Origin of the sequence: Brachybacterium squillarum M-6-3 (assembly GCF_000225825.1) — a bacterium.
Lineage (GTDB): Bacteria > Actinomycetota > Actinomycetes > Actinomycetales > Dermabacteraceae > Brachybacterium > Brachybacterium squillarum.
In genome coordinates this window covers 20980-38585 of the sequence record NZ_AGBX01000006.1, presented here as the reverse complement: position 1 = coordinate 38585, position 17606 = coordinate 20980, and the positions used below count along the sequence as shown (strand labels likewise).

Genomic DNA, 17606 nt, shown 5'->3' with positions numbered 1-17606 from the left:
GCCCGGGGCCGGCGACTCAGTGGACGGTCAGCCCGCGGGCGCGGAACTGGCCGCGGATGCGCTCCACGACCTCGGTGCTCGGGGGCTGGGCGTCGCGGAGCTTGTACTCCATCCCCAGCGAGTCCCACTTGTCCTGGCCCATGTTGTGGAAGGGCAGCACCTCGACGCGCTCGACCACGTCGCTCCAGCGGGCGACGATGTCGGCGACGTGCTCGACGTTCTCCTCGCTGTCGGTCCAGCCGGGCACCACCACGAAGCGCACCCAGATGGCGGTGCCGCCCGCGGCGAGCCGGTCCCCGAAGTCGATGGTGGGCTGCAGGTGACGGCCGGTGAGGGCCTGGTAGGTCTCCTCGGTGCCGGACTTCACGTCCAGCAGCACCAGGTCCACGTCCCCCAGGAAGTCGTCGGTGGCGACGGCGCCGAGGAAGCCGGATGTGTCGATCGCGGTGTGGATGCCCATCGCTTTCGCCTCGCGCAGCACGTTGCGGGCGAAGGCCGGCTGCATCAGCACCTCCCCGCCGGAGAGGGTGATGCCGCCTCCGGAGGCGGTGAACACGCGGCGGTAGCGGCGCATCCGGCGCACGATCTCGGCGAGCTCCACGTCCTGGCCGCGGCGCATCTCCATCGTGTCGGGGTTGTGGCAGTACACGCAGCGCAGCGGGCAGCCCGCGAAGAACACGGTCAGCCGGGTGCCGGGGCCGTCCACGGCCGTGACCAGCTCCCAGGAGTGGACGGAGGCGAGGGTGCCCGCACGGATCGCCTGCAGCCGCTCGGAGCGTTCGAGCGCCGCCTGCGCCATGCCCTCCGTGCCGGCGCCGGAGCGCCGGACGGAGGGCACGCCCAGGGTGGTCGTCATCAGGCGCTCTGGTGGAAGGTCCGGTCGAGCACGTCCAGCTGCTGCTCGCGGGTGAGCTTGACGAAGTTGACGGCGTAGCCGGAGACCCGCACGGTGAGGTTCGGGTAGTTCTCCGGGTTCTCCATCGCGTCCAGCAGGGTGTCCTTGTTCAGGACGTTGATGTTCGCGTGGAACAGGCCGGAGTCGGCGTGGTGCTCGGCGCGGTTGGCCTGCATGGAGGCGAGGCGCTCGGCGTAGGTCTTGGTGCTCATGGGGTTCCTCCTGGTGGGTGAGCGGTGTGGGAAACGGCTGACCGGGGCGGTCAGTCCTCGTCGATGATGAAGCCGGAGTCGAGGATGCCGACCAGGTTGGTGACCTGCTCGTCCTTCGTGCGACCCAAGCCCTGCGGGGTGATGGTGTTGGTCAGCGAGATGCCGTCCAGGGCGTCCTGGTAGTCGAGCTTGCCGACGCTGAGCATCGAGGCGACCATCCCGTGGGAGTCGGCGCCGTTCTCCGGGTTCGCGCCCGGGGCGAAGGGGGTGCCGGCCCGGTGGCCCGAGGGGAAGGAGCCGGTGGCCTTGCCGTACACCACGTTCGAGGTGATGGTCAGGACCGACTGGGTCGGGATCGCGTCGCGGTACATCGGGATCTCGTTGATCTTGCTCATCACCGTGTGGACGATGGTGGCGGCGATGTCGTCGGCACGGTCGTCGTCGTTGCCGTAGCGGGGGAAGTCGCCCTCGGTCACGTAGTCCACGATCAGGCCGGTCTCGTCCCGCACCGGGGTGACGGTGGCGTAGCGGATGGCGGCCAGGGAGTCGGCGACGATCGACAGCCCGGCGATGCCGCAGCCCATGGTGCGCACGATGTCGCTGTCGTGCAGCGCCATCTCGACGGCCTCGTAGGCGTACTTGTCGTGGCTGTAGTGGATGATGTTCAGGGCCTCCACGTAGGTGCCCACCACCCAGTCCAGCATCTCTTCGTACTTCTGCCAGACCTCCTCGAAGTCCAGCGGGCCGTCGCCGGCGACCGGGGTGACCATGCCCTCGGGGGTGATCTGCTTCCCGCTGACCTCGTCGCGGCCGCCGTTCATGGCGTACAGCAGGGACTTGGCGGCGTTCACGCGGGCCCCGAAGAACTGCATCTGCTTGCCCACCCGCATCGGGGAGACGCAGCAGGCGATCGCGGCGTCGTCGCCCCAGCGGTCGCGGATCTGCTCGTCGGACTCGTACTGGATCGAGGAGGTCTCGATGGAGACGGCCGAGCAGAACTCCTTGTAGCCGGCGGGCAGGGCCGGGTCCCAGAAGATGGTGATGTTCGGCTCCGGGGCGGGGCCGAGGTTCCGCAGGGTCTGCAGCAGGCGGAAGGAGGTCTTGGTGACCTGCGGACGACCGTCGGTGCCGAAGCCGGCATCGGACCAGGTGGCCCAGTAGGGGTCGCCGGAGAAGATCTGGTCGTAGTCGATGGTCCGCAGGAAGCGCACGATGCGCAGCTTGATGACCAGGGCGTCGATGATCTCCTGGGCCTCGGTCTCGGTGATCGTGCCGGCGGCGAGATCGCGCTGGAAGTAGACGTCCAGGAAGCCGGAGAGGCGGCCGATGGACATCGCGGCGCCGTCCTGGCTCTTCACGGAGGCGAGGTAGGCCATGTAGGTCCACTGCACGGCCTCCTGGGCGGTGGCGGCGGGCCGGCGCAGGTCCAGACCGTAGCTGTCGCCCAGGCGGATCAGCTTCTGCAGGGCCTTGATCTGCTCGGAGTGCTCCTCGCGGTAGCGGGCCCAGTGCTCGCTGAAGGGCTGGTCCACCACGGCGTCCTTGGCGACCTTCTTGTCGGCGATGAGCGTGTCGGCGCCGTAGAGGGCGAGCCGCCGGTAGTCGCCGATGATGCGGCCGCGGCCGTAGGCGTCGGGCAGGCCGGTGACGATGTGGGAGGAGCGGGCCGCGCGGATGCGCGGGGTGTAGATGTCGAAGACGGCGTCGTTGTGGGTCTTGCGGTAGCGGGTGAAGACCTTCTTGACGTCCTCGTCGATCTCCTTGCCGGCCTCGGTGATCGCGGTCTCGACCATGCGCCAGCCGCCGTTGGGCATCATGGCGCGCTTGAGCGGGGTGTCGGTCTGGAGGCCGACGATCACGTCGTCCTGGTCGCTGATGTATCCGGCGTCGAAGGCGTCCACGTCGGCCGGGGTGTGGGTGTCCACGTCGTACACCCGGCGGCGGCGCTCCTCGGCGAGGTAGGTGTTCTGCAGGGTGTCCCAGACGGCGAGGGTCTTCTCGGTGGGCCCGGCGAGGAAGGCGGCATCGCCCTCGTAGGGCTCGTAGTTGCGCTGGATGAAGTCGCGGACGTCGATCTGCTCCTGCCAGGGCCCGGGGACGAAGCCCTCCCAGGGATCACGCGGGGTGGGCTCGGCGACGGGCTCGGTGAGCGGTCGATCGGTGGTCGCGGACGTCATGGGGATCCTCCTCGATACGGGACCGGAGGGCCCGTCGGGACCTGGCCCTCCGTGATGGATCCAGGCTAGGTCCGCGATGTGGACGCCTCCGGGGCGGAAGGTCCTGCGCCACCAGCGACGACGTCGTGACCCCCGTCACATGGGAAGCGCCCCCTCCCGGCGGTCCGGGAAGGGGCGCTGCACGCAGGGGAGAGCGGGCCTCAGTGGTCCAGGCGGCGCTCCTTGGCGAGTTGCTCCTGGTGGGCGCGGTGCTGCTCCTGCAGCTCCGAGGCGAGCTGCTCGAGGCGCAGCTCGGTGGTGCCGGTGCGGGCCTCCATCGACTGGTACTGCCGCTCGGGGCTGCCGGTGTAGAGCTGGCGGGGGCGCCCGATCTTGGTCTCCGGGTCGTGCACCATCTCCTGCCACTGGGCGATCCAGCCCGGCAGCCGGCCGATGGCGAACAGCACCGTGAACATCTGGGTGGGGAAGCCGATGGCCTTGTAGATGATGCCGGTGTAGAAGTCCACGTTCGGGTAGAGCTTGCGCTCGATGAAGTAGTCGTCCTTCAGCGCGATCTCCTCGAGCTGCATGGCCAGCTCCAGGCGCTCGTCGTGCACGCCGAGGCGCTCCAGCACGTCATCGGCGATCTTCTTCACGAACTTCGCGCGGGGGTCGTAGTTCTTGTAGACGCGGTGCCCGAAGCCCATCAGGCGCACCCCGTCCTCCTTCTTCTTGACCTTCTCCATGAACTGGCGCGGGTCCATGCCGCCGTCGCGGATCTGGTTCAGCATCTCCATCACGGCCGCGTTGGCGCCGCCGTGGGCGGGGCCGGAGAGGGCGCCGATGCCGGCGGAGATCGAGGTGAACAGGTCGGCCTGGGCGGAACCGACCAGGCGCACCGCGGAGGTGGAGCAGTTCTGCTCGTGGTCGGCGTGGAGGATCAGCAGCTGCTCCATCGCGCGCACCACGACGGGGTCGGCGATGTACTCCTCGACGGGGAAGCCGAAGGTCAGGCGCAGGAAGTTCTCCACCAGGGAGAGCCGGTTGTCCGGGTACAGCAGGGCGTGGCCCTGGGCGATGCGGTGGGCGTAGGCGGCCATGGTGGGCACCTTGGCCAGCAGCCGCACCGAGGACAGCCGCACCTGCTCCTCGTCGAAGGGGCTGAGGGAGTCCTGGTAGAAGGTGGACAGGGCCGACACCCCGGCCTGCAGCACGGCCATCGGGTGGGCGTCGCGCGGGTAGTGGTCGAACAGGCGCTTGAAGCGCTCGTCCAGCAGGGTGCGCCGCTCCACCGAGGCGGTGAAGTTGTCGAGCTGGCCGCCGGTGGGCAGCTCGCCATAGATCAGCAGGTAGGCGACCTCGAGGAAGCTGGAGTGCTCGGCGAGCTGCTCGATCGGGTAGCCGCGGTAGCGCAGGATGCCCTCGTCGCCGTCGATGTAGGTGATCGCGGAGCGGGCGTTGGCGGTGTTCATGAAGCCCGGGTCGAAGGTGACCGCACCGGTCTCCTTGCGCAGCGGGGCGATCGAGATGCCGGGGTTGCCCTCGACGGCGGGAATCGTCTCGAGGTCGAGGGTCTGCTCGCCGTGGCGGAGCTGGGAGGTCGGGCTCTGCTGATCCATGGGCTCTCCGTCGTGCATGGTCGGATCCGGGCTGCGCCCCGAGGGGCGGGTGGTGCGGGGCGGCTCGCCCCGGGCGGGGCGGTCAGGCGCCCGCGAGGCGATCGGCCGCGGCGGCGATGCGCTCATCGCTCGCCGTCAGGGCGACGCGGACGAACTCCGCGCCCCCCTCACCATAGAACATCCCCGGAGCCACCAGCACACCGAGGTCGGCCAGCCGGTCCACGCTGGTCATCGCGTCCTCACCGAAGGTGGTCCACAGGTACAGGCCCGCCGGGGAGGCGGGGATCTCCCCGCCGGCGGCGCGCAGGGCCGGGGCCAGCAGCGCCCGGCGGGTCCGGTAGACCTCGCGCTGGGCGGCCACCGCTGCGTCGTCGGCCAGGGCCGCGGTCATGGCGGCCTGCATCGGGCCGGGCAGCATCATCCCGGCCTGCTTGCGGATGGCCAGCAGCTCCCCCACCAGCGCCGGGTCCCCCGCGACGAAGGCGGCGCGGTACCCGGCCAGGTTGGACTGCTTGGACAGGGAGTACACGCACAGCACGCCCTCCAGGGAGCCGCCGCTGACCCGGTCGTCCAGCACGGAGGGGACCTCGGCGACGTCCCAGGGCAGCAGGGCATAGCACTCGTCGGAGGCGACGACGATGCCGCGCTCCCGCGCCCAGGCGACCAGGGCGGCCATCTGCCCGGCGGTGAGCACCTCACCGGTGGGGTTCGAGGGGGAGTTCAGCCACAGCAGGCGCAGCCGCGCGGCCAGCCCCGGGTCGGGCAGGGCCGCGTCACCGTGCTCGGCGAGGGCCACCAGGTCCAGCGGGACCGGCTCGGCGCCCACGAAGCGGGCGCCGATGTCGTAGGTGGGGTAGGCGATGGCGGGGAAGCCGACGGCGTCGCCGGGCCCGATGCCGAGCTGGAAGGGAAGGTGCGCGACCAGCTCCTTGGAGCCGACCGTGGGCAGCACCGCGTCGACGTCGATCGAGGCGGGGGCGCCGCGGTGGCGGTGCACGAAGTCCACCAGGGCCTCGCGCAGGGCGGGGGTGCCGATGGTCGTCGGGTAGCCGGGGCTGTCCGCGGCGGCGGCGACGGCCTGCTGCACGGAGGCGGGAGTCGGGTCCACGGGGGTGCCGACCGAGAGGTCCACGAGGCCGTCCGGATGGGCGGCGGCGCGCTGCTTCGCGGGGGCCAGGGCGTCCCAGGGGAAGGAGGGCAGCCGGTCGGCCAGGGGCCGCCGGGCGGAGGTCGCGGACGGGGCGGTGCTCATGGCGACCATTGTCCCAGACCGCGACCGGCCGGGAGGGTCACTCGCCCTGGGGAGGGAGGGCCTCGATGATGGGGTGGTCCTTCTCGATGACGCCCATCTTGGCGGCGCCGCCGGGGGCGCCCAGCTCGTCGAAGAACTCGACGTTGGCCTGGTAGAACTCGGCCCACTCGTCGGGCACGTCGTCCTCGTAGTAGATCGCCTCGACGGGGCACACCGGCTCGCAGGCACCGCAGTCCACGCACTCGTCGGGCTGGATGTACAGGGAGCGGTTGCCCTCGTAGATGCAGTCCACGGGGCATTCGTCGACACAGGCCCGGTCCTTGACGTCGACGCAGGGCAGGGCGATGACGTAGGTCATGGGGTCGGCTTCCTTCCGTCGGGAGACGGCATCCATCATCGCACCTTATGACCCTCGAAGGCCGCCTCCGATGGCGCATCGTGAACCGGACGTGACCGGAGGAACACGGGCCCCGACGCCGCTCCCCGCTCCCCCGGCGGTGCCGTAGCGTGCCCGCCATGACCCCGGACCCCGCGCCCCGTGCCCGCGCCGGCTGGGCCCCGTTCCTGGTGCCGGGCCGACGGGTGGTGCTGCGCTACGCGATACCGCGCGCCGAGGCCCCGCGCGGGGAGTCGATGACCGATGCGCTGGGCAGCGTCGAGCAGGTCGGTGAGGCGAGCGTGCGGGTGATGACCCGCCGCGGCAGCGTGGACGTGCCGCGGGCGCTGGTCATCGCCGCGAAGGAGGTCCCTCCCCCGCCGCGGCGGCGGGTACCCGACGAGCCCGGATGACGTAGTCCGCGGCGGTCACCAGGTGCAGGCCGACCCCGATCCACAGCATCACCTGCACGGCCGGGACGGCCCCGGGCGCCCAGGCCGCGGCGGCCGCCAGCAGCAGCACCGAGGCCATGATCAGGGCGGTGCGGATCTTCCCGAGCCAGGAGACGTGGAGCCGACCGCCGAGCGCGGCGGAGCTGGCCAGCGCGGCCATCACGGCGTCGGCCAGCACGATGAGGACCAGCGCCGCCCAGGGCAGCAGACCGGCCACGGCCAGGGAGAGCACGATCCCGATCACGCCGATACGGTCGGCGATCGGGTCGAGGATCGCCCCGATCCGGGAGGTCTGGTGCAGGGCGCGGGCCAGCAGTCCGTCCACCCAGTCGGTGGAGGCCCAGACGAGCAGGAGCAGCACCGCCAGGGTGTCGGGGCCGCCGTCGACCAGCAGCACGCAGACGGGCACCAGCAGCACCAACCGCAGCAGGGTGACGGCGTTGGGGATCGTCGCCCAGTCGGAGCGGTGCGGCACCGGGGCGGTCATCGCCCCCTCCGGCGCAGGCTCAGCAGGCCCGCCGCCAGGAAGGGGATGCCCACGCCGAGCAGCTGCACGATCCAGCCGGAGTACTGCGGCTGCTCGCCGAGCGCGCCCGGCATCAGCACGCCGCCGCCGACGCCGTTGCCGAGGAAGGGCATCGACAGCAGGCCCCAGAGCCCGCCGAGGATCACCAGCGGCAGCCGAGAGGCGGTCACCGCCCAGAGGAACACACAGGTCAGCACCTGATAGGCGGCGCCGAGGAGCAGCCCCACGGGCAGCTCGACCCCGCCGAGCTCCACCCGCAGGCGGTGCGTGGTGATCATCAGCAGCACGGAGATGATCGCCGGCAGGATCGCCACCGCCCCCTGACCGAGACGCTCGGTCAGGGGATCGGACGATCCGGCGGCAGGGCTCACGAGGGGATCGCCTCGCGGGTCAGGCGCCGGCCTTGGCGCGGGAGCGGGCACGGGCCCGCTCGCCGGTGTCGAGGATGACCTTGCGGATGCGCACGATCTGCGGGGTCACCTCGACGCACTCGTCCTCGCCGGTGAACTCGAGGGACTCCTCGAGGGTGAGCTTGCGCGGCGGGACCAGGTTCTCGAAGGAGTCCGCCGAGGCCGCGCGCATGTTGGTCAGCTTCTTCTCCTTCGTGATGTTGACGTCCATGTCCTCGTTGCGGGAGTTCTCTCCGACGACCTGGCCGGCGTACACCTCGCTGGTGGGCTCGACGAAGAAGGAGCCGCGCTCCTGCAGGTTGATCATCGCGTAGGGGGTCACCGCGCCGGGGCGGTCCGCCACCAGGGAGCCGGTGGAGCGGAACTCGATCGCACCCATCCACGGCTCGAAGCCGTCGGCGTAGGAGGAGGCGATGCCGTTGCCGCGGGTCTCGGTGAGGAAGCGGGTGCGGAAGCCGATCAGGCCGCGCGAGGGCACCACGAACTCCATGCGCACCCAGCCGGAGCCGTGGTTGCTCATGGTCTCCATGCGGCCCTTGCGGGATGCCATCAGCTGGGTGACGGTGCCGAGGAACTCGTCGGGCACGTCCACGATCATCCGCTCGACGGGCTCGTGGGTCTTGCCGTCGATCTCGCGCGTCAGCACGGTCGGCTTGCCGACGGTCAGCTCGAAGCCCTCGCGACGCATCTGCTCGACGAGGATGGCCAGTGCCAGCTCGCCGCGGCCCTGCACCTCCCAGGCGTCGGGGCGGTCGGTGGGCAGCACGCGCAGGGATACGTTGCCCACCAGCTCGGCGTCCAGGCGGTCCTTCACCTGACGGGCGGTGAGCTTGTGGCCCTTGCCGTTCTTGCCAGCCAGCGGGGAGGTGTTGATGCCGATGGTCATGGAGATCGCGGGCTCGTCGACCGTGATCAGCGGCAGCGGGCGCGGGTCCTCGACGTCGGCGAGGGTCTCGCCGATCATGATGTCGGGGATGCCGGCCACGGCGACGATGTCGCCGGGACGGGCGGTGCGGGTCATCGGCTCGCGGGAGAGGCCCTTGGTCTCCAGCAGCTCGGTGATCTTCACGGTCTTGGTGGTGCCGTGCTGGGTGCACCAGGCGACCTGCTGCCCCTTGGTGAGCTCGCCGTTCTTGATGCGCAGCAGCGCGAGGCGGCCCAGGAACGGGGAGGCGTCGAGGTTGGTGACGTGGGCCTGCAGCGGCACCTCGTCGTCGAAGCTCGGGGCGGGGATCGACTCGAGGATGGTCTTGAACAGCGGCTCCACGGTCTCGGAGTCCGGGAGGGTGCCGTCGGCCGGCTTGTCGGTGCTGGCGCGGCCGGCCTTGCCGGAGGCGTAGACGACGGGCACGTCCAGCAGCGCGTCCAGGTCGAGGTCGGGGACCTCGTCGGAGAGGTCCTCGGCCAGGCCCAGCAGCAGGTCGGTGGCCTCGCCGACGACGTCGTCGATGCGCGCGTCGGGGCGGTCGACCTTGTTGACCACGAGGATCACGGGCAGCTTCGCGGCCAGCGCCTTGCGCAGCACGAAGCGGGTCTGCGGCAGCGGGCCCTCGGAGGCGTCCACCAGCAGCACGACGCCGTCGACCATGGACAGGCCGCGCTCGACCTCGCCGCCGAAGTCGGCGTGGCCGGGGGTGTCGATCACGTTGATGGTGATGCCCTCGGGCTCGCCGGCGGCCGCGGCGGAGGGGCCGGTGTACCGGATCGCCGTGTTCTTGGCGAGGATGGTGATGCCCTTCTCGCGCTCCAGCTCGCCGGAGTCCATCGCCCGGTCGTCGTGCTTGTCGCGCTCCCCGAAGGCGCCGCCCTGCTGGAGCATGGCGTCCACGAGGGTGGTCTTGCCGTGGTCGACGTGGGCCACGATGGCGACGTTGCGCAGGTCGGTGCGGTGACGAAGGGTCATGCGGGGCAGCTCGTTTCCGGGTCGCAGGTCAGGGTGCGGCCCGTCCGTGCCGGTCGCACCAGGCGGCGCGACCCCGCTGGGGCCTTCGCGAGTCTATCGAGCACCGCACCGCGGGGCGATGGCAGACCTCCTGCACACGACACACATCACCTCCTGCACGCTCCGCGCGCCACCGCGCACCTCCGTCACGAGTGCGCGGGAATGCACGGACCCCCGTCACGTTCGTGTCGGATAACGGCGCGCTATCCGACACGAAAGTGACGGGGGTCCGGGGTGGCAGGGAGAGCGGGGTCGGACGGGGCGGGGATCAGACCGGGTCGGGGCGCTGGAAGCGCTCGCCCGGGTCGTCGTCGCCGTGGACCTGCTCGGGGTGGACCGCCTCGGCCTCGACCCCGGGGCCCTCCGGGGCCTCGACGTCAAGGATCTCGGCGCCTGCGAGCTGGATGCTGCCGCCGGGGATCGCCGCCAGCAGGCGCTTGGTGTAGTCCTGCTGCGGGTCCTGGAACACCTGGTCGGTGGTGCCCTGCTCGACGACCTTGCCCTGCTCCATGACCAGGGTGTTGTCGGCGATCTGGCGCACCACGGCGAGGTCGTGGGTGATGAACAGGTAGGACAGCCCCAGCTCGGCCTGCAGGTCGTTGAGCAGGTGCAGCACCTGGTCCTGGACCAGCACGTCGAGGGCGGAGACCGCCTCGTCGCAGACCACGATCTCGGGGTCCAGGGCCAGGGCCCGCGCGATCGCGATGCGCTGGCGCTGGCCGCCGGAGAGCTCGTTGGGGAAGCGGCGCATCATGTCGGCGGGCAGCGCCACCTTGTCCAGCAGGTCGCGGACCTTCGCCTCGCGGCTCTTCGCGTCGCCGATGCCGTGCAGGCGCAGCGGCTCCTCGATCGTGCGGTAGATCGAGTACATCGGGTCGAGCGTGCCGTAGGGGTTCTGGAAGATCGGCTGCACGCGGCGGCGCAGCGCCTTCAGGTCCGCACCGCGGTACTCGGTGACGTCCTTGGCGTCGATGAGCACCCGGCCCTGGGTGGGCGACAGCAGACGCAGCACCATCTGGGCGACGGTGGACTTGCCGGAGCCGGACTCCCCCACGATGGCCGTGGTGGTGCCGCGGGCCAACTCGAAGGAGACGTCGTCCACCGCGGTGAAGGGCGTGGTCTTCCAGGGGACGGCGCCGCGCAGGGGGAAGACCTTGGTCAGGTTCTGGACCTGGATCGCGGCCTCGGGGTTCACCGGGCCGTAGCCGAACTCGGGGCCGTGACCGTCCTGCTCGCCGGACGGCGTCGGATCCGCCGGGGCGGCAGTGTCGGCTTCGCGCTCGGTGACGGTCACCAACGGCTCGGACACCCTGTGCGGCCGCGGGTGGGCCGGGGCCGCCTCACGGGCGGACTCCATGCGGCGGGACGCCAGGGAGGGGGCCGCCGCGATCAGGCGCTGGGTGTACGGGTGCTGCGGGTTCTGCAGCAGCTCCAACGCGGGGCCGGACTCCACGACCTGCCCCTTGTACATGACGACGAGGTGCTGGGCGCGCTCGGCGGCCAGGCCCAGGTCGTGGGTGATCAGCAGCACCGCCACCCCGAGCTCCTGGGTGAGCCCGTCGAGGTGGTCGAGAATCTGCTGCTGCACGGTCACGTCCAGCGCGCTGGTGGGCTCGTCGGCCACCAGCAGCTTCGGTCGTGCGGCGAGGCCCATCGCGATCAGGGCGCGCTGCTTCATGCCGCCGGAGTACTCGTGCGGGTACTGCCGGGCGCGGCGCTCCGCGTCGGACAGGCCGGCCTCCTCGAGCAGCTCCACGGAGCGGCGCTTGGCGGCGGAGCCCTTGGCGATCCCGTTGGCGGCGAGCGCCTCGGTGAGCTGGCTGCCCACCTTCCACATGGGGTTGAGGTTGCTCATCGGGTCCTGCGGGACCAGGCCGAGCTGGTCGCCGCGCAGGGTGCGGATCTGCCGCTCGGAGACGTGGGTGATGTCCCGACCCTCGAAGAGGATCTGCCCGCCGGTGACAGTGCCGTTCTTGGGCAGCAGGTGGGCGATGCTCATCGCGGTGGTGGACTTGCCCGAGCCGGACTCCCCCACGATCGCGACGGTCTCGCCCGGGTACACCTCGAGGTCGGCCTTGCGCACACCCTGGACCGGACCGGTGGAGGTGGTGAAGGTGATCTCGAGGTCCTTGATCTCCAGCAGCGGCTGGGCCGGGCCGGAGGCGGCGCCGGGGCGCTCGGTGGTGGGCTGGGCGGTCATCGCTTCCTCGCCTTCGGGTCCAGGGCGTCGCGCACCGCGTCGCCGAGCATGATGAAGCTCAGCACGGTGATGGCGAGGGCCATGGAGGGGTAGAACAGCATCATCGGCTGGGTGCGCAGGGCGCTGCGGGCCGCGGAGATGTCCCCGCCCCAGGACACGGAGGTCGAGGGCAGGCCCACGCCGAGGAAGGACAGGGTCGCCTCGGCGACGATGAAGACGCCCAGGTTCACGGTGGCCGTGACGATCACCGGGGCGATCGCGTTGGGGATCACGTGGCGCAGCAGGTTCGTGGTCGAGCTCGCACCCAGCGCGGTCGAGGCCATCACGTAGTCCTGCGTCTTCGTCGACAGCACCGCGCCGCGCATGATGCGGGCGATGTTGGTCCAGCCGAACAGGCAGATCACCAGCACCACGATCGGCATCGTCATCGACCCCAGACGGGTGGCGATCACGATGGCACCGAGCACCAGCGGGAGCGCGAAGAAGATGTCGGTGATGCGGGAGATGACCTCGTCGACCCAGCCGCCGAGGTAGCCGGCCAGCGAGCCCATCACCATGCCGATGAGGGTGGTGCCGATCATCGCGAGGAAGCCGATGGTCACCGAGGTGCGGGCTCCCCAGACCGTGCGGGAGAGGATGTCGTAGCCCTGGACGGTGGTGCCGAAGGGGTGCTCGGCGCTCGGGTCCTGGCGGGCCTGCGCCAGGTTGCCGTAGCGCGGGTCCTGGTCGGTGAACAGCTGCGGGAACGCGGCCACGAACAGTACGAACAGGATCAGCACGGCCGAGATCAGGAAGACGGGGTTGCGGCGCAGGTTGTGCCAGGCCTCGGCCCACAGGGAACGGGGTGTGGTGCTGCTGTCGGCGGCGTCGACCTCGCGCAGCGGGGTCTCCTCCAGCGGCGCGACCCAGTGCTCGGCACGGGGCCTCAGGGCGGGGCGGGTGTCACTTCGCATAGCGGATCCTCGGGTCGAGCGCGGCGTAGAGCAGGTCCACGATGAGGTTGGAGACCAGGAAGACGATCACCAGCAGGGTCACCAGGGTGACGACCATCGGCGCTTCGTTGTCCCGGATCGAGTCGAACAGCAGGGTGCCGATCCCGGGGATGTTGAAGATGTTCTCCGTGACGATGGCGCCGCCCATCAGCATGCCGAGGTCGGCGCCGATGAAGGTGACCACGGGGATCAGGGAGTTGCGCAGGATGTGCTTGGAGACCACGCCGCCGCGGGAGAGGCCCTTGGCGGTGGCGGTGCGCACGTGGTCCGCCGTCATGGTCTCGGCCACCGAGGTGCGGGTCAGGCGCAGTACGTAGGCGAAGGAGACCGCGCCCAGCACGATCCCCGGGGGCAGCAGGTTGATCCAGCTCGGATCGCGGCCCACGTTGATCGTGATCAGGTCCAGGCGGACGCCGAGGAAGAACTGCACCACGAAGCCGATCACGAAGGTCGGCACGGCGATCACCAGCAGCGAGAGCATCAGCAGGGTGGTGTCGATGACGGTGCCCTTGCGCAGGCCCGCGAGCACACCGGCCGCGACGCCGAAGATGGTCTCGACCACCACGGCGATGATCGCGAGCTTCGCGGTGGCGGGGAAGGCGGCGGCGATCTGGTCGATGATCGGGCGGCCGTTGAAGCCGACCCCGAAGTCGAACGTCAGCACGCCCTTGAGGTACAGCAGCCACTGCACGATGAAGGGCCGGTCGAGGTTGAACTGCGCCTCGAGCTGAGTGCGCACGGCCGGCGAGATGGGCTTGTCCCCCGCCAGGGTGTCGATCGGATTTCCGCCGGTCAGGAAGGTCATCCCGTACACGAGCAGTGTCGCGCCGAGGAAGACCGGGATCATCTGCAGCAGGCGCCGCCCGATGTACCAGATCACGTGGGTCTCTTTCGCAGTCGGAGTGGGGCCGGGACCCCGGGGTCGCGTGGGTCGTGGCCACGCGGACGACAGCGGGAACCGGAGAAGATCCGGTTCCCGCTGTCGAGACGGGTCAGGCGATCACTTGGTGATCTGGTGGTAGAGCGGAACGGTGTCCCAGCCGAACTGCACGTCGCTGACCGCGGTGGAGTAGGCGCCGATGGAGTTCTGGTACCACAGGGGCACCACCGGGAGGTCGCGCACCAGGAGCTCCTGGGCGTCCTTCCAGATCGAGATGCGCTCGTCCTCGTCCTCGGTGGCGAGACCCTCGGCCAGCAGCTGGTCGAACTCCTCGTTCTTGTAGTCACCGTCGTTGGAGCCGTTGCCGTCGGCGGCGGCGGAACCGTAGAGCGGGCCGAGGAAGTTGTACATCGAGGGGTAGTCGGCCTGCCAGCCGGAGCGCCAGGTGCCCAGCAGCTCACGCATGCGGATCTGCTCGCGCATCTCGCCGAACTGGGCGAAGGGCACCGGGTTGGCCTCGATCCCGAGCACGTTGCTCAGGGAGTTGCAGACGGCCTCGACCCACTCCTGGTGGGGGCCGTCCGAGTTGTAGGCCAGCTCCAGCGGGCCCTCGAAGGCCTGGATGTCCTCGGCCTGCGACCAGAGGTCCTGGGCCTCGGCCTCGTCGAACTCGAAGACCTCGGCGCCCTCCAGGTCGGTGGCCCCGCCGCCGGGGATCACCGGGGAGACGAAGTCGGTGGCCGGGGTGCGGGTGCCGAAGAACAGGTTCTCGCAGATCGACGCGCGGTCGATGGCGCGGGAGATGGCCCGACGGCGCAGCTCGCCGGCCTCGCCCTCGAAGTTGGGGTCGTAGCCCGGCAGGGTCATCGACTGGAACACGGCGCCCGGCTCGTTGACGGCGCGGTCGCCGAGCTCGTCCTCGAAGGTCTGCAGGGCCGAGTTCGGGATCTGGTCGACCACGTCGACGTTGTCGGAGAGCAGGTCGTTGTACATCGTCTCCGGGTCGGCGTAGACGACGAAGGTGACGCCGTCGTTCTCGACCGTGCGGCCGCCGTCGTAGTTCTCGTTCGGGACCAGGACGATCTCCTGGTCGTGGGTCCAGGAGTCGAGCATGTAGGGGCCGTTCGAGAGCGGCGCCTCGCCGTAGGCCTCCATGTCGTCGAAGGCGACGGGGGGCAGCGGCATGTACGCCGAGTAGCCCAGGCGGGTCGGGAAGTCCGACTGCGCGGAGACCAGACGGGCGGTGAAGGTGAGGTCGTCGACGACCTCGAGGCCGGAGAGGGTCGCATCGGCGGCGACGTCCTCGGCGGAGAGCTCGTCGTAGCCCTCGAAGGGCTCGAAGAAGTACTGGCCGATCTGGGCGTTGGCGGCGTTGGCGCCGTAGTTCCAGGCGTTGACGAAGTCCTGGGCGGTCACGGGGGTCTCGCCGTCGGAGTAGGTCAGACCCTCGCGCAGGGTGATGGTCCAGTTCTGGAAGTCCTCGGACTCGATGGACTCGGCGAGCTCCATCTCGGCCTCTCCCTCGGCGGTGTAGTACACCAGGCCGGCGAAGATGGCGGTGACGATGCGGCCGCCGCCGACCTCACCCGTGTTGGTCGGGATCAGGGGGTTCTCGGGCTCGGTGGTGTTGGCGAGGATGACGGCATCGCCGCCGCCTCCGCCGGAACCGCTCTCCGAATCTCCGCCGCAGGCGGCCAGGGTGACGGCGGCTGCGCCGGTGGCGGCGGTGCCGAGCATCATCGAACGTCGCGAAATAGCCATGGGGTCTCCTGTGAGTGGCTGGTGCGGGAACCCGGCAGTCGTCGCCGGAACCGTGACTGACAGTGTGCCCGCTTACATGTCAACGGATATCCATCTGGTGATAACACTTCTGTCTCGGTCGCAGGGCGGTCGGCCCTCGCGGGCGCCCGGTACGGGGTGTTCAATGGGGGGATGACCTCATCGAGCACTGCAGCTGAGACCGCCCCCGACACCGCCCCGGTGGATCCGACGACCACCGCCGCCTGGGAGGCACTGGACGCCCACGACGCCGAGATGACCGGCTCCCTGCGCGAGTGGTTCGCCGAGGACCCCGAGCGCGCCGCCCGCTTCACGCACGACGCCGCGGACCTCCACGTGGACCTCTCCAAGAACCTCATCACCCCCCGCACCCAGGAGCTGCTGCTGCAGCTCGCCGAGCAGGTGGGCCTCACCGACCGCCGCGACGCCATGTTCGCGGGCGAGCACATCAACACCACCGAGGACCGCGCCGTGCTGCACACCGCGCTGCGCCGCCCGGCCGGGACCTCCCCCGCCCTCGAGGTCGACGGCCAGGACGTCGACGCCGACGTGCACGCCACCCTGGAGAAGATCTACGCCTTCGCCCGTCAGGTCCGCTCCGGCGAGTGGACCGGCGTGACCGGCAAGCCGATCCGCACCGTGGTGAACATCGGCATCGGCGGCTCCGACCTCGGCCCCGTGATGGTCTACGAGGCGCTGAAGCCGCTCGCCCAGGAGGGCCTGGAGGCCCGCTTCATCTCCAACATCGACCCCACCGACGCCTACGAGACCACCGCGGACCTCGACCCCGAGACCACCCTGGTGATCGTCGCCTCCAAGACCTTCACCACCCTGGAGACCATCACCAACGCCCGCCTGGTGCGGCAGTGGCTGCTGCAGGGCCTGCGCGAGAACGCGGGGCTCACCCGCGAGCAGGAGAACGAGGCCGTCGCCAAGCACTTCGTGGCCGTCTCCACCGCCCTGGACAAGGTCGAGGAGTTCGGCATCGACCCGGACAACGCCTTCGGCTTCTGGAACTGGGTGGGCGGACGCTACTCGGTGGACTCCGCGATCGGCACCGTGCTGGCCACCGTGCTCGGACCGGAGGTCTTCGAGGAGCTGCTGGCCGGCTTCCACGCGATGGACGAGCACTTCCGCACCGCACCGGCCGAGTCCAACGTGCCGCTGCTGATGGGCCTGCTGAACATCTGGAACGTGAACTTCCTGGAGGCGGAGACCCACGCGGTGCTCCCCTACTCCCAGTACCTGCACCGCTTCCCCGCCTACCTCCAGCAGCTCACGATGGAGTCCAACGGCAAGTCGGTCCGCTGGGACGGCTCGACCGTGGTCACCGAGACCGGCGAGGTGTTCTGGGGCGAGCCCGGCACCAACGGGCAGCACGCCTTCTACCAGCTCATCCACCAGGGCACCCGAATCATCCCGGCCGACTTCATCGCCTTCGCGACCCCCACCCGGCCGCTCACCGACGGCGAGCAGGACGTGCACGAGCTGTTCCTGGCGAACTTCTTCGCCCAGTCCAAGGCGCTGGCCTTCGGCAAGACCGCCGAGGAGGTGCGCGCCGAGGGCACCGAGGGCGCACTGGTCGCCGCCCGCGAGTTCTCCGGGGACCGCCCCTCCACCTCGATCATGGCGCCCGCGCTGACCCCCTCGGTGCTGGGCCAGCTGATCGCCCTGTACGAGCACATCACCTTCGTCGAGGGCGTGGTCTGGGGCATCAACTCCTTCGACCAGTGGGGCGTGGAGCTGGGCAAGCAGCTCGCCAAGGAGCTCGCCCCCGCCGTCGCCGGCGACGAGCAGGCCATCGAGGAGCAGGACTCCTCCACTGCCGAGCTGATCCGCTACTACCGCGCGCACCGGGCCTGAGCGCCGCCGCGACGCACGCGTGACGCGCCCCCACCGGATTCCGGCGGGGGCG

At 70.4% G+C, this 17606-nt stretch carries 14 protein-coding genes and 1 pseudogene; 2 read left to right on the top strand and 13 right to left on the bottom strand.

All coding sequences use genetic code 11. The annotated features are described in order from the left end of the window. Positions 1-16: 16 nt before the first annotated feature. The 6 genes and pseudogenes from pflA to fdxA all read right to left on the bottom strand — a co-directional run bounded on the left by pflA (position 17) and on the right by fdxA (position 6492). Positions 17-856 carry a pyruvate formate-lyase-activating protein gene (gene pflA / locus OM98_RS07990; RefSeq protein WP_010534088.1) on the bottom strand — a complete coding sequence of 280 codons (840 nt, stop codon included), beginning with the start codon at positions 854-856 and terminating at the stop codon, positions 17-19. After that, a pseudogene (locus OM98_RS16380) lies at positions 856-1041 on the bottom strand (glycine radical domain-containing protein); the annotation flags it as partial. The gene pflA and the pseudogene OM98_RS16380, both read right to left, overlap by 1 nt. Positions 1042-1157: 116 nt before the next feature. Beyond that, positions 1158-3284, bottom strand: coding sequence for a pyruvate formate lyase family protein (locus OM98_RS07980; protein ID WP_010534086.1), 2127 nt, complete (start codon positions 3282-3284; stop codon positions 1158-1160). A gap of 200 nt (positions 3285-3484) precedes the next feature. Then, positions 3485-4882: a citrate synthase gene (locus OM98_RS07975; protein ID WP_010534085.1), complete on the bottom strand. Its 1398-nt coding sequence runs from the start codon at positions 4880-4882 to the stop codon at positions 3485-3487. Between the two features lie 82 nt (positions 4883-4964). Further along, complete coding sequence (gene dapC, locus OM98_RS07970; protein WP_010534084.1) at positions 4965-6134, bottom strand: succinyldiaminopimelate transaminase; 1170 nt, start codon at positions 6132-6134, stop codon at positions 4965-4967. A 37-nt stretch (positions 6135-6171) separates the two neighbouring features. Further along, on the bottom strand, positions 6172-6492 hold the full coding sequence (fdxA, locus tag OM98_RS07965) for a ferredoxin (protein ID WP_010534083.1): 321 nt from the start codon (positions 6490-6492) through the stop codon (positions 6172-6174). Between the two features lie 158 nt (positions 6493-6650). Here fdxA and OM98_RS15205 point away from each other — a divergent pair, with 158 nt between their 5' ends. Next, positions 6651-6923 (top strand): putative acetyltransferase, encoded by a 273-nt coding sequence (locus OM98_RS15205; RefSeq protein ID WP_139017653.1) that lies wholly within the window; start codon positions 6651-6653, stop codon positions 6921-6923. Here OM98_RS15205 and OM98_RS07960 read toward each other — a convergent pair. The 7 genes from OM98_RS07960 to OM98_RS07930 form a co-directional block, all read right to left on the bottom strand. Further along, positions 6862-7449 (bottom strand): CDP-alcohol phosphatidyltransferase family protein, encoded by a 588-nt coding sequence (locus tag OM98_RS07960; RefSeq protein WP_010534081.1) that lies wholly within the window; start codon positions 7447-7449, stop codon positions 6862-6864. The genes OM98_RS15205 and OM98_RS07960 overlap by 62 nt on opposite strands. Continuing rightward, complete coding sequence (locus OM98_RS07955) at positions 7446-7859, bottom strand: hypothetical protein (protein WP_010534080.1); 414 nt, start codon at positions 7857-7859, stop codon at positions 7446-7448. The genes OM98_RS07960 and OM98_RS07955 overlap by 4 nt, the downstream gene beginning before the upstream one ends. A gap of 19 nt (positions 7860-7878) precedes the next feature. After that, complete coding sequence (typA, locus tag OM98_RS07950) at positions 7879-9801, bottom strand: translational GTPase TypA (RefSeq protein ID WP_010534079.1); 1923 nt, start codon at positions 9799-9801, stop codon at positions 7879-7881. Positions 9802-10108: 307 nt separating this feature from the next. Continuing rightward, on the bottom strand, positions 10109-12040 hold the full coding sequence (locus OM98_RS07945) for a dipeptide ABC transporter ATP-binding protein (protein WP_010534078.1): 1932 nt from the start codon (positions 12038-12040) through the stop codon (positions 10109-10111). Continuing rightward, complete coding sequence (locus tag OM98_RS07940) at positions 12037-12993, bottom strand: ABC transporter permease (RefSeq protein WP_010534077.1); 957 nt, start codon at positions 12991-12993, stop codon at positions 12037-12039. Before OM98_RS07940 ends, OM98_RS07945 begins: the two co-directional genes overlap by 4 nt. Continuing rightward, entirely contained in the window at positions 12983-13912 is a 930-nt protein-coding gene (locus tag OM98_RS07935) for an ABC transporter permease (protein WP_010534076.1), read from the bottom strand. Before OM98_RS07935 ends, OM98_RS07940 begins: the two co-directional genes overlap by 11 nt. 120 nt (positions 13913-14032) lie before the next feature. Further along, entirely contained in the window at positions 14033-15673 is a 1641-nt protein-coding gene (locus tag OM98_RS07930; protein WP_029362767.1) for a peptide ABC transporter substrate-binding protein, read from the bottom strand. 171 nt (positions 15674-15844) lie between these two features. Between OM98_RS07930 and pgi the strand changes: the two genes are divergently transcribed. After that, the gene (gene pgi, locus OM98_RS07925; protein WP_050812654.1) at positions 15845-17554 is read left to right on the top strand and encodes a glucose-6-phosphate isomerase; all 1710 of its coding nucleotides are present in this window, start codon (positions 15845-15847) and stop codon (positions 17552-17554) included. The last annotated feature ends 52 nt before the right edge of the window (positions 17555-17606 follow it).